Origin of the sequence: Pseudomonas sp. 31 R 17 (assembly GCF_900004915.1) — a bacterium.
Classification (GTDB): domain Bacteria; phylum Pseudomonadota; class Gammaproteobacteria; order Pseudomonadales; family Pseudomonadaceae; genus Aquipseudomonas; species Aquipseudomonas orientalis_A.
This window is the reverse complement of sequence record NZ_CVTN01000084.1, coordinates 77324-90207: the sequence shown is the minus strand read 5'-3', so window position 1 is coordinate 90207 and position 12884 is coordinate 77324. Positions and strand designations below refer to the sequence as shown.

General features: G+C 59.9%; 9 protein-coding genes and 2 pseudogenes. 5 read left to right on the top strand and 6 right to left on the bottom strand.

The features are described from left to right. Positions 1–111 precede the first annotated feature (111 nt). The 3 genes from BFP89_RS25115 to BFP89_RS25105 form a co-directional block, all read right to left on the bottom strand. Positions 112–762 (bottom strand): dTMP kinase, encoded by a 651-nt coding sequence (locus tag BFP89_RS25115; protein ID WP_065888147.1) that lies wholly within the window; start codon positions 760–762, stop codon positions 112–114. 51 nt (positions 763–813) lie between these two features. After that, the gene (locus tag BFP89_RS25110) at positions 814–2553 is read right to left on the bottom strand and encodes a hydrogenase maturation protein (RefSeq protein WP_065888146.1); all 1740 of its coding nucleotides are present in this window, start codon (positions 2551–2553) and stop codon (positions 814–816) included. 139 nt (positions 2554–2692) lie between these two features. Continuing rightward, positions 2693–3703 (bottom strand): zinc-dependent alcohol dehydrogenase family protein, encoded by a 1011-nt coding sequence (locus BFP89_RS25105; RefSeq protein ID WP_065888145.1) that lies wholly within the window; start codon positions 3701–3703, stop codon positions 2693–2695. Between the two features lie 168 nt (positions 3704–3871). On the opposite strand from BFP89_RS25105, the gene BFP89_RS25100 reads away from it, so the two are divergent. The 3 genes from BFP89_RS25100 (at position 3872) to BFP89_RS25085 (ending at position 8151) form a co-directional block, all read left to right on the top strand. Beyond that, on the top strand, positions 3872–4771 hold the full coding sequence (locus BFP89_RS25100) for a LysR family transcriptional regulator (protein ID WP_065888144.1): 900 nt from the start codon (positions 3872–3874) through the stop codon (positions 4769–4771). 400 nt (positions 4772–5171) lie between these two features. After that, positions 5172–6724 (top strand): IS3 family transposase gene (locus tag BFP89_RS25090; RefSeq protein ID WP_218061323.1). Its coding sequence is split into 2 segments (ribosomal slippage): positions 5172–5634 and positions 5634–6724, totalling 1554 coding nucleotides; the frame shifts between segments, so codons are not numbered across the junction. A gap of 521 nt (positions 6725–7245) precedes the next feature. Continuing rightward, positions 7246–8151, top strand: coding sequence for a LysR family transcriptional regulator (locus BFP89_RS25085; protein WP_065888141.1), 906 nt, complete (start codon positions 7246–7248; stop codon positions 8149–8151). 1 nt (position 8152) lies between these two features. Here the strand turns inward: BFP89_RS25085 and BFP89_RS25080 are convergent, their stop codons facing one another. Further along, positions 8153–9085, bottom strand: coding sequence for a cupin (locus BFP89_RS25080; RefSeq protein ID WP_065888140.1), 933 nt, complete (start codon positions 9083–9085; stop codon positions 8153–8155). 257 nt (positions 9086–9342) lie between these two features. On the opposite strand from BFP89_RS25080, the gene BFP89_RS25075 reads away from it, so the two are divergent. Beyond that, positions 9343–10212: an isocitrate lyase/PEP mutase family protein gene (locus tag BFP89_RS25075; protein ID WP_065888139.1), complete on the top strand. Its 870-nt coding sequence runs from the start codon at positions 9343–9345 to the stop codon at positions 10210–10212. 60 nt (positions 10213–10272) lie between these two features. Here BFP89_RS25075 and BFP89_RS29825 read toward each other — a convergent pair. Together BFP89_RS29825 and BFP89_RS29820 are read right to left on the bottom strand one after the other, a co-directional pair. After that, positions 10273–10749: pseudogene (locus tag BFP89_RS29825) on the bottom strand (methyl-accepting chemotaxis protein); the annotation flags it as partial. 111 nt (positions 10750–10860) lie between these two features. After that, a pseudogene (locus tag BFP89_RS29820) lies at positions 10861–11628 on the bottom strand (PAS domain-containing protein); the annotation flags it as partial. Positions 11629–11811: 183 nt separating this feature from the next. Here BFP89_RS29820 and BFP89_RS25065 point away from each other — a divergent pair. Then, positions 11812–12192: a RidA family protein gene (locus tag BFP89_RS25065; protein ID WP_065888137.1), complete on the top strand. Its 381-nt coding sequence runs from the start codon at positions 11812–11814 to the stop codon at positions 12190–12192. Positions 12193–12884: the final 692 nt, after the last annotated feature.

Sequence of the window (12884 nt, the reverse complement as noted above, 5' to 3'; positions counted from 1 at the left end):
GATTGTCTTATCCATTGCGCTGTACCTTAGCCATGAGTAGATACAGGTAGACTTACAGGCAGAGTGGGTCGTTCCAAATGACACGTCGGATCCAGATCTGCATGATTTGAGCTAGGCTTCAGCGTTACCCTGAAGGCCCCCGTGCTGGCGCCCACTCGGCAGATTTTCTATCGCGCAAACCACCTGCCTCGTCGCCTCCTCGATCGATCCCTCATTGCGGCATAAAACCCAACCGTGATCGGCAACCGCCCGCTCAAACGCATGGGTGCAGGCGGCATGTTCTTCCAGCGTGTGCAGCACCGTACTGTTCAGCCCACGCCGTCGTGCCGCCGCCCTCGCCCATGAGATGTGCGCGTCGGTGACAACCCCGACATGCAGGTCCGGCACCTGCACCTGACGGTCGAGGTTCAGCTGTAAAATCTGCGCAAACGGAATCAGCCGGCGAAAGGCCGCGTCGGACGGATACCAGCGGTCGATCAGGATGATGCTGTCAGAGGGCTGTTCAGGCAGCACGTGCCTGGAAATCCAGCCACGGCTGTCGGCAAACCGCTCACACACCGCCCACTCCAGTGCCGGGTCGGGATGTCGCACGAGCTGGTTGACCAGTCCCATGGTTTCGCCCCGGTAGGGATCGCTGTTTTTTTCGCACAGCCTGACGACCTTTTTATGATTGGCCCTCAGCGCTGCCGTCACCGCCTCCAGCAGCGTGGTCTTGCCGGTGCCCTTGGGCCCGTCCAGCGAAATGAACAGCGGGCGACTCATAGCTCCCTTGCCATCCTGTTGCCAAACGCCAAGCATAGCATCGCGACTGGCTTATCCCGCCAGCCCTTTCGGGCTTTCCGGCAACTCGGTCTCGAACCTCAACGCCCATGCCGCGATCAGGCGCTGCGGGGTCTGGCAGGTTTTGCGCTTGAGTACGAAGTTGCGGCACTTTTGCGCAAATTGTTGGCGGTCTTGCACCATGTCCAACTGCATCTGCGCCAACTCCCGTTCGCGACAGCGCTCAACCTGTTCGATCTCCATCGTGGCTTTACGGGTGCGTGCAAGCAGGTATCGCTCATCGGTCAGCGCGCTGCCGGCTTGTTGCGCGAGCCACAGGCCGAAGGCGTGTGGGCAACGGGGGCCGATGTCCTGGATCATTCCATAGTGCCGGGCCTGGAGGGCACTGATGGGCAGGCACTCTTCGGTGAGCCTGTGCGCGACTTCACTGCCGACGGCCCGTGGCAGGCTGTAGGTCCAGTATTCGGAACCGTACAGTCCCATGCTTTTGTAATGGGGGTTCAGCACCACGCCTTCGCGTGCCAATACGATATCGGCAGCCAGCGCAAGCATGACGCCGCCTGCGCCCGCACTGCCGGTCAGGCCGCTGATCACCAGTTGCCTGACGGTCAGAAGCGCCTGGCAGACATCGTCGATGGCTTGAATGTTGGCCCAGGCTTCCAGCCCCGGCACCTCGGCAGCCTGAATGACGTTAAGGTGAACCCCATTGGAAAAACTGCCGCGACCGCCCTTGATCAACAACACCTGGGTGTCTCGCCCCTTGGCCCATTCCAACGCAGCCACCAGCCGCTGGCATTGTTCAGTGCTCATGGCACCGTTGTAGAACTCAAACGTCAGTTCGCCGACGTGACCGAACTCCCGGTAGCGAATCGGTTGATAGGCCTGCGGATTGAACGCCTGGCGGGCGATGGCGCTATCGAGCACCGGAATACCAAGCAGGCCGTCGGCCAGGACATGCCGCGCCGGCCGCTTGAAAGTCTCTTCCCCTGGCTGGGCCTTGCGTTTGAGCGAGCCGATCCAGACGCTGTGATCCCCGGCAGCCACCAGCACGGCGTCGTCCTGTACCGCAAGGATTTCCCCCGGTGTCCCCTGGCGTGAATCCAGGTGCGCGTCGTACAAGTAATATTGCCCGCCCTGGAGGCTGGCCAACACACCGGGCTGGCCATCGGCGGCGTCGATGCTGCGTTTGATGAAGGCTGCACAATCGAACCAACTGAAGGTGCGGTCAGCCTGGGTCATGTTCGGCTGCAAACGCCCGACAACGTCGGCTCGCGTGTAGTCGAGCGGCACAGGCACGAAAGCCTTGGCGAACTTTTCCACCACGTCGCGGATGCACACCATCGCGGCGTCACTCACCGCACCGTTGTACAACTCGGATTTGCGCACATCGGCGGGCATGTCGAACTCACAGGTCGACCAGACCGGCCCGGCATCCATTTCCTCGACCGCCTGCAGCGCCGTGACACCCCAGCGGCCGACCTGCCGGGTGATGGCCCAGTCCAGCGCACTGGCGCCACGGTCGCCGACAATGCCCGGATGGATGATCACCACCGGGCGCTGCGGATTGCTCCACAGTTGCCGGGGCACACGGTCCTTCAGAAACGGGCAGATCACCAGGTCCGCGCCTGAGTCTTCAACCTGCCGACACACCGTGGCTTCATCCGTGAACACGACAACACTGGGGTCATGACCCGCCTGGCGCAAATCCAGCCAGGCCCGCTGGGTCAAACCGTTGAATGCCGATGATAATAAAAGGATCTTCACTGATCGCATGGCTGACTCGTCCTTGAGATGCGCGACCAGGGACGCGCGTTGAACCGTCCCTGGTCTTGAATGGAGGCCTGAGGTTACAGAGCGGGCCGGCAAGGACACCTGATCAGGATCAATGACGAGCCTCGCCGGTCACTATATTTTAGCTGACCTTGATAACAACCTTGCCGAATGGGCCGCGTGCCAAGTGCTCGTAGGCCTCACGCGCCTGTTCAAACGGGTAGACATGGTCGATCACCGGCCGGATGTGATGGGTGTCGAGAAACGCATTCATCCGATCAAATGACGCGCGAGGAGCAACTGCAATGCCACGAATGGTGGTTTGGCGGAAGATCAGTGGCATTAAGTTCAGGTTAGCCGTTTGTCCGGTCAGGAAGCCAATCTGGGCAATGCGGCCGCCCACTTTGGTTGCCTGGACGGAGTCGTTGATACCCTCGCCGCCGGCGACTTCCAGAAGCAGGTCTACGCCCTTGCCGTCGGTGAGTTTCAATACTTCAGCGGCCCAGTCAGGTGTTTTGCGGTAGTTGACGCCGGCGACCGCGCCCAGCTTGATGACTGCATCAAGGTTTTCATCACGGCTGGAGGTGACGATGACCTTGGCACCCAGCGCCATGGCGATTTGTGCGGCGAAGATGGACACGCCTCCTGTGCCTTGCACCAGCACGCTCTGGCCAGCTTCAATCTGGCCGAAGTCCACCAGCGAGTACCATGCGGTCAAGGCCGCGATGGGAAGGGTCGAGGCTTCTTCGTCACTCATGCCATCGGGGGCACGCACTGCACTGTCTTGATGGATGATCATGAATTCAGCCAGCCCACCCGGCAGTGGTGAGCCGAAGCAGTAGTCTGGTTCGTCGTGGGCAGGCATGCCGTCTATCCAGCGCGAGTACAGGTGCGAGTTGACACGGTCGCCTACTGCGAATCGGCTGACGCCCTCGCCCACTGCCACGACAGTGCCCGCTGCGTCGCTGACAGGTATCAGCGGCTTGGGAACCATGTGCGGCTCATAGATCCCGTCCACAATTGCCTTGTCGCGAAAATTGAGGGAGACAGCACCGACTTTGACCAGCAGCTCACCGGCCTTGGGGGTGGGCGTTTGGGTCTCGCCCTGTTTCAGATTTTCAAGACCAAAATCCTGCAGCAGCCAAGCTCTCATATTTTTACTCCAAGCAATGTGGGGCGTCCCGACAAATTCGGTGTGCCCAGGCTGGAGGCATTGTTTCTCTCCCGTGACGCTGGATAAACAGCCCTTGAAGCACAAGATTGTTATCAATCCAATTACAATCGAGTTCACTCACGTAACGGTTTAATCAAAGGCCTGACAATGAACATGATCGAGGCGATGGAAATTTACGTGGCCGTGGTTGAGCAAGGCAGCTATACCCGCGCCGCCGAGTCGCTGAGGCTTCACCGGCCCGCGCTTTCCAAAGCGATTCAGAATCTTGAACAGGAACTCAACGTCCAGCTTTTGCATCGCACGACGCGCAAGATCCACGTGACGCCTGAGGGGGAGGAGTTCTACGATCGATGCAAGCAACTGCTGGCCGATCTGTCTGATACCGTGGCGTGGTTCTCACCGGATCGACCTGCCCGGGGAAAGCTCAGGGTGGATGTTCCGGTGACCCTCGCCAAGGCATTTATCATCCCTTCCCTTCCACAGTTCCGGGCTCTCTACCCAGAAATCGAGTTGATTCTCGGGTCTTCGGATCACCAGGTTGACTTGATCGCGCAGGGCGTAGACTGCGCCGTTCGGCTAGGGGAACTTGACTCGTCGAGCCTGATTGCCAAACGAATCGGCACCGTGCCCATGGTCACCTGCGCCGCGCCCTCCTACCTCGAACAGTACGGTACCCCCACCACTTTTGAAGCGTTGTCCGATCACCTTGCGGTCAACTTCCTGATTGATCATCGCCAGCAAATCATGCCCTGGAGGTTTCAAATCGGCGGTGAAAGCCTGTCGGTGACGTTGAAAAGCGGCATCGTGGTCGATGACTCGCAAGCCTTCCTCTGCTGCGGCCTGGCGGGGTTGGGTATCGTGCAGGGCTTGCGTCCCTCGCTGCAGCCGCATATCGCGTCGGGCGAACTGATTGAAATTCTGCCGGATCTGCACACCGTTCCCAAACCTGTCTCGCTGCTTCTCACTGACCGCAAATACCGCTCGCCCAAAGTGCGCGCTTTCATGGAATGGCTCGTCGCTGTTTTTGCCGAGCAGGGGCTCAGTTAGCCAGGCCACTGCTCCCGCATTGCCGAACTCAGTCTATCGGACCGATGTTGATCGTGCGATCGGCGCCCGGACAGCCGTGCCCGAATGCCGAATGCCATTGCGAGTCGCGTGTGAAGGTGCAGCACCGCGCGGTCAGCGATAGCCAGCTTGATGAGGCTATCGAAGAAACCTTCCCGGCCAGCGCCCCTATATCCCCTTGATAACGCCTCGGTTCAAATGTGGGAGGGGCTTGCCCCCGATTGCAGTGTGTCAGCTTGCACATCGGTGCCTGACTGACTGCTATCGGAGCATAGGTAACTACACAACTTTCCAGACCGTAGCACCCAACCCCCCGGTGTCAGGGTAGTTGTCGTGTCCCCCGCTTTTTCAAAAGCATTCCGGGGGCGGCAAGAGTATGGTCATGCCTTTCTATTCAGAAGAACGTAAAGCTGCGCTGCTGAAAATGATGCTTCCGCCCCTGAGTCTCTCGGCGGCGGAGGTCGCCCGGCGCGAGGGTTGCAGCGATATGTCTCTCCATTATTGGCGCAAACAAGCTGCCGCCAGAGGAACGAAATTGTCCGATGCCAAGCAACCGGCCGAAAATTGGTCCGCCGAGTCCAAGCTGGCGATCATCATAGAAACAGGTTTGCTATCGGAACTGGAGATCGGTGAGTACTGCCGACGAAAAGGTATTTTTCCCGAGCAAATAACCGATTGGCGTAACGCTTTTATTGCCGGCAGCACGAAACAGTCAACCGCGAAAACTGCAACCTCCGGACAGTCACGGGATGATAAAAATCGTATCCGTGAACTTGAGCGTGAGCTGCGCCGCAAAGATGCAGCTCTGGCTGAAACAGCGGCCTTACTGGTACTACGAAAAAAGCTCAATGCCTACTGGGGGAGCGACGACGAGGCCAACTGACCTTGTTGCCAGAACGGTATTTACTCGTTGATTGGCTTAATGAAGCCATTCTGGCGGGCGCCCGCAGGGCGCCTGCTTGTCAGGAGGTAGGCATTTCACTGAGGACGCTGCAACGTTGGAGCTTGCCGCAAGAACTCTTGGCAGATGGACGCACGACGACGCTAAGGCCGATACCGAGTAACGCACTCAGTGAGCTTGAACGACAAGACATCGTGACCCTGTGCAACAGCAAAGCCTATGCGCACCTCCCGCCAAGCCAGATCGTGCCGCAATTGGCCGATGAAGGAAGATATGTAGCCTCGGAGTCGACTTTTTATCGTGTGCTGCATGCGGCAGGTCAGCAGCATCACCGGTCCAGAGCCAAGCGGCCGCATCGCCATGAGGCACCGACCACTTACGCAGCGACTTCAGCTAACCAGGTATGGTCGTGGGACATCACCTACCTGCCGTCCCCGGTTCGTGGGAAATTTTACTACCTCTATCTGATCGAAGACATCTACAGCCGAAAAGCCGTGGGCTGGGAAGTTTATGAAGCAGAGAGCGGGGAAAAGGCAGCAGCGTTGCTGCAACGAAGCGTGACTCAGGAGAAGTGTTGGCGCCAGCCGCTGGTGCTTCACTCGGACAACGGAGCACCGATGAAATCGGTGACGTTACTGACCAAGATGTATGACCTGGGCATCACGCCGTCTCGCGGTCGACCACGGGTTAGCAACGACAACCCGTACTCGGAATCACTGTTCAGGACGCTGAAATACTGCCCGCAGTGGCCACAGGCGGGGTTTACCAGCCTGGAAGATGCGCGTATCTGGGTGAGGGATTTTATGACCTGGTACAACACCGTGCACCGTCATAGCCGGATCCGTTTCGTAACACCGGCTCAACGTCATGAAGGAAAAGACCGAGAAATCTTGGCTCATCGAGATGCGACATACCGGCAGGCCAGAGAGAAAAGACCGGAACGATGGTCAGGAGAGACACGCAACTGGAACCCTATCGGGACGGTGTATCTGAACCCTGAAAGGGAGCTGACCGTGGTAATAAAAGTCGCGTAGCGCGACGGTGGACGCGACAACTACCTTGAAAAACGCCGCAACCGTAACCACGATGCGAAGCGAGTCGCTCTTGATCTTGATCTGCTTTTGATCTCAGGCGCCCCGTTAAACCACGCTGGCCGAACGCAGGCTTGAATCCGTGGGCAACCCGGCAGGACGCCGGGTTAGCCGCACTGGGCCATGGATGGCCCATTGCGGCGGCCCACGGATTCAAGCCTGCGTTCGGGCACACCGAGCCCAAGCGAGGTGCCGAGTGGTGGGGCAAGAGCGTTTTGCTTACTTTTGCGCTTTTCAAAAGTGAGCCGCTGTAAAAGCGGAACCATTAGCAGCCGTTACCGCAGAAACGGATATGTGCTCAGTCTGATCCAGCATCCTGGTCGGCCCAGAGGCCGCCATCGGGGGCAAGTCGAATCGTCGCACCGCCCCTCCCACAGGGTATCTCCACTGTCAGTTGGCTGTTGACAGCACGCGGCAAACCTCCACAACCTGCACCTCTGCCCGCCCTGCCCCTGAGGCCTACCTTGGATTATTTCGCCGCCCTGACCGCCTTCGTCGAAGCCGCCGAAGGCAACAACTTTTCCCGCGCAGCCGAACGCCTGGGCATCAAGGCCTCCACCGTTTCACGCTACGTGAAGGACCTTGAGCAGGACCTGGGCATCGCGCTGTTCAACCGCTCCACACGTACCCTGCACCTGACCGAAGGGGGCCAGACGTTCCTGATGCACGCCCGCAGGGTGCTCGATGAACTTGAACACGCCAAAGCGGCGACGTCGGCGCTGAACCAACAGCCGCGCGGGTTATTGAAGCTCAACCTGCCGCCGGCCTTTGCCCGTCACCATATCCTCCCGGCCTTGAACGACTTTCGCCTGCGCTACCCGCAGATCGGCGTCGAGCTGGTGCTGGATAACGCCCAGGTCAACCTGATTCACGCCGGCGTCGATCTGGCCATCCGCATTGGCGCGCTGGCCGATTCCACGCTGAAAGCGCGCAAACTCTGCGACGGCCACTACCGCCTGGTGGTCAGTCCGGCATTCGCCATGCAGCACCCGCCGCCCTCGACGCCGACCGATCTTGCCAGTGTGCCTGCGGTACTGGGCACAAGTGCCGTAAGCGATATCACCTTCGTCGCCGACAGCCGCGTAGCGTCGTTGGTGCATGGTGACTGCATCCGGATTAATGACCTGGACGCGCAATTGATCGCCGCGCGCCAGGGATTGGGGTTCGCGCTGTTGCCGGACTGGCTGGTGGCTCGCAGCCTCAAGGCCGGCGAGTTGGTGGTGTGGCTGCCGCAATGGCGCGTCCAGGGCGTCGAACAAGCGTTTGCCGTGTGGTTCGTCTACCCGCCCAAGCGCATCGTGTCGTCCAAGGTCCGCTGTTTTATCGACTTTATCGTCGAGCGCCTGGGCGAGACGCCGGACTGGCACTGACTCAGCTGAAGCGAATATCCAGGGCACGCAGGTAGGTTTGCAGCCCCGCGTCCTGGATCGGAATCAGGAACGCCTCGGTGTCGGACTCGTTGAAGTGCGCATGCCAATACCCTGGCGGCGTCACGAAGGCCAGGCCAGGCGCCCAGTCGACCCGCACCGGATTGCGAATCTGCCCGTCCGGCTCCAGCTCGGTGCCCACCAGGGAGTAGCAACCCGGCGGGCAGTCAATGATGAAATCCAGGGCAATCGACTGATGCCGGTGAGGCTTTTGCACCGACCCGGCCGGCAGGATTCCATACATCGCCCACAGCACGTGCGTCACGGTGCGGGTTTGGGGAAAGTTGCGGTTGCCCAGCAGGATACTGATGCGGCTGCGGTCCTGGGCACGCGGATCATCGGCGGCTTCGCGCAGCTTGGCGTTGGCCAGTGCCGCCGGGTACAAGGTAGGCGTGAAGCGATCGGCGCTGGCTGTCACGCCCAGGTAACGCAACAACGGTTCATCGTGCACATAGTAGAGACGCGCGTCCTGGCTGGCGCTGAACTGCGCCTCCTGCCGGCCGGGCAGCGCGATAAAGCAGCCCTTGGACCACTCAATCGTGGACTCGCCCTGAACCGCACGGCCCGCTCCGGCGATCACGTAGAACACCTGCGAAGTGGCATTGGGGTGCAAGGTGAGCGTATCGCCGCGATTAAGCCGCATGAAGTTCGCGCACAGCCCCGGACCGGTCGCCGGGCCTTCACAGCCCAATGCGTCGCTGAGGTCCAGCGGTACCACGCGCGAGGGGCCGCTGTCGTACAGCGCGGCGGGAAAGCTGTGGTAGGGAATGCGCGTGATGAGATTGGCACTGATGGGATTGGCCGCCTTGCTGTACTCGAAGTACTCGGCGTCCACTTGGTTGATGGCACTCAGGGCGGGATCGAATTCACGGTTCATCAGGCTTACCTCAGTCTTGGGCTGGTGTGCACGGCACTGTCGAGCACTGCGCCGGTGGATGAACTATAGGCATCGCGCGCCAGTGAATGAATCGCCAACGCCGCACAGCAGTTGTGCAAAACGGGGCAGTCAAACCACATCCAAACCACATCCCATGCCTTCAAACGTCATAAACCCCTGCCCGTCCCGTGGTAATCTCGCGCCACCACGAATAGACATTGATCGTCACTTGACGATGACCAAAGCCAGGAAAGAACATGCCCAAGATTTCTCACTCAGCGCTGCGCCGCAACTTCCGCGAACTGCTTGCCAAGCCAATCTGTGTCGAAACCGCCTCGGTTTTCGACCCCATGTCCGCGCGTATCGCGGCTGACCTGGGCTTTGAGGTCGGTATCCTCGGCGGCTCCGTCGCCTCCCTGCAGGTACTGGCGGCACCCGATTTCGCGTTGATTACCCTGAGTGAGTTCGTCGAGCAGGCCACCCGTATCGGCCGTGTCGCGCAGTTGCCGTTCATTGCCGACGCCGACCATGGCTACGGCAACGCCCTCAACGTGATGCGCACGGTTGAAGAACTGGAACGCGCCGGCGTTGCGGCGCTGACCATCGAAGATACCCTGCTGCCTGCGCAATTCGGGCGTAAATCCACGGATCTGATCTCCGTCGAGGAAGGCATCGGCAAGGTCAAGGCGGCCCTCGAAGCGCGTGTCGACCCTGAACTGTCGATCATTGCCCGCACCAACGCCGGCGTATTGCCCACCGAAGACGTGATCGCCCGCACCCGGGCCTATGAAAAGGCCGGTGCCGACGGGATCTGCATGGTCGGCGTCAAAGACTTCGACCATCTGGAAAAAATCGCCGAAAAGCTCACGGTACCGCTGATGCTGGTGACCTACGGCAACCCGCAGCTGCATGACAGCGAGCGCCTGGCCAGTCTGGGCGTGCGTATTGTGGTGGCCGGCCATGGCGCCTACTTTGCCGCGATCAAGGCCACTTACGACAGCCTGCGTGCGCAACGCCAACTCACCCACAGCACCTCCAACCTCAGTGCCACGGAGTTGACCCACACCTACACATTGCCGGAAAGCTACGTGGCGTGGGCTGAAGAGTTCATGGATGTGAAAGAGTAACCACCGCGCCGGTGCTGGTCCTGGCGATCAGCACCGGGGCGCGCTTTTAATGGATCAGCATCAACCCACCCAGCCCACTGCGGCCTTGGGAATAACCTCCGACTCGTCCAGCTTGGACGCAAACATGCTCACCGCCTGCACCGCATCGCTGGTGCTGGTGCGGATCTGCAAAATCACCGATCCGGCCTGATCGGCCAGGTTCACCCCGCGCTGCGCGCCTTCCTGGGTGGCGTTCATGCTGCTCACGGCATCCCGGGTTTCGGTCAGGATCATGCCGATCATCTCAGCGATTTCCGCAGTGGAGCGGCTGGTACGCCCCGCCAGTTGCCTGACCTCATCGGCCACCACCGCAAAGCCGCGTCCCTGATCACCGGCGCGTGCAGCCTCGATGGCCGCGTTAAGCGCCAACAGGTTGGTCTGGTCGGCAATCCCACGAATGGTGTTGACGATCGCGGTGATCTGCTCGGAGCGATCGCCCAACTGCCCTACCAGCCGCGCCGAGGCGCCGATATTATCGGCAATGCGGCGCATCTCGGTGGCAGTGTCCTGGATGACCTGAGTGCCGTGCTCGGCAAAGCGTTCGGTCTCCGATGAAATATGATAAGCCCGCGACGCTCCCCGCGAGTCCTCCTCGAACTTCTCCACGCGCTCGGTGATATCGCTGGCGAACTTGACGATCTTGATCAACTTGCCGTCGCCGTCGTAGACCGGGTTGTAACTGGCCTCCAGCCACACGACCCGGCCGTGTTTGCCGAGTCGTTTGAACTGACCGGTGAAAAACTCACCGTTGTTCAAACGTCGCCAGAAATCGGCGTATTCACTGCTGTTGATCAGGCTAGGCTCGCAAAACAGACGGTGGTGCTTGCCTTTGAGTTCCGCCAGCGAATAGCCCATCACCTGCTGGAAGTTGGTATTGGCGTCCAGTACCTGGCCGCTCAAATCGAACTCGATAACTGCCATCGCCCGGTCCAGTGCAACGAGTTTGCTGCGGGTGGCGGCTTCCTGCTCGACCTTGGCGGTGACATCCAGCGCGTACTTGACCACCTTCAGCACCTGCCCGCGCTCATCCAACAGCGGGTTATAGCTGGCCTCCAGCCAAATGGTCGCGCCGCTGCTATGCATGCGCTTGAAGGTGCCGGAGACAAACTTGCCGGCGCGCAGGTCGCTCCACAACTGAGCGTAGGCCGGGCTGCCGGTGAGGGCTGGAAAGCAAAAATCGCGATGGGTCTTGCCGGCCAATTGGTCGCGGCTGTAGCCCAGGGAATTCAGAAAGTTATCGTTGGCACGCAACACCTTGCCGTTGAGGTCGAACTCGACGACGGCCATGGAGCGTTCGAGCGCAGCAATCAGTCCTTTGTACTCATCGACTTCGACCGTCCTGGCCGCCAGTTCTTGTTTGAGTTTCGTGTTGAACATGATGTCGCCCTCAGCGTGCAGAGAATCAGTCTCTAACTCGCTATCGGCGCGGCTTTGAGCGACTTTACCCGGTACGGAATTTTCTTTTTTGACGTCAAAAAAACTGCTGGAGGCTACCGTGACCCGCAGGTCCTCAATGGTTAGACTGCGCGGCAACGTTTACGCCCTACACGAGAGGTTTTCATGGCAAACCACGATCTGCAGTTCACCCCTGATCCGGATGCAGGATCCATCTCATCCGACGTGATCGGTTTCAACGGCATCCTGGTGTCCACCCAGATCCCGACCCACGCGGACGGCAGCCTGGAACTGGGCGATATCACGGCGCAAAGCGAATGCACCCTGCAAGCCCTGAAAGTCGCCCTGGAAAAAGCCGGCAGCTCCATGGACCGGGTGATGCACCTGACCATCTACCTCACCGACATGGCTGACCGCGCCGCGTTCAACGACGTGTACAAACGCTTTTTCGCCAAGCCCTGGCCGGTACGAGCTGCGGTGGGCGTTGCCGAACTGGCGGTCAAAGGCATGCGGGTTGAAGTCACCGCGATGGCCGCCAAGGCCTGATACCTGGGGATGCTGTAGCAAATGTGAGAGGGGGCTTACCCCGAAGCGCCCAACCCTAACCACGATGCGAAGCGAGTCGCTCTTGATCTGGCTTTTGATCTCGATCTAAGGCGCCCCGTTAAACCACGCTGGCCGAACGCAGGCTTGAATCCGTGGGCAACCCGGCAGGACGCCGGGTTAGCCGCACTGGGCCAGGGATGGCCCATTGCGGCGGCCCACGGATTCAAGCCGGAGAGAGGGCACACCGAGCCTAAGCGAGGTGCCGAGTGGTGGGGCAAGAGCATTTTGCTTACTTTTGCGCTTTTCAAAAGTGAGCCGCTGTAAAAGCGGAACCCATTGCAGCCGTTACCGCAGCAACGGATATGTACTCGGTCCAATCCAACATCCTGGTCGGCCCTGAGGCCGCCATCGGGAGCAAGCCCCCTCCACATTTGGCCCGGGATCGACACAAAATCCTGATCGGCCCTCAGTTCCCCATCAGGTTCCCATTGGTGACATGCTGCCCTCACAGCCCTGTGGTAGATGCCGCTCAGGCATTTCACAGCTACAATGCGCGCCTCGACCGTGACAAGCCTGACTAAAAAAACTATGTCCTTGCCCAAGCATCACCTGGAATTGCTCAGCCCTGCCCGCGACGTTGCCATCGCGCGCGAGGCTATCTTGCATGGCGCCGACGCCATTTATATCGGCGG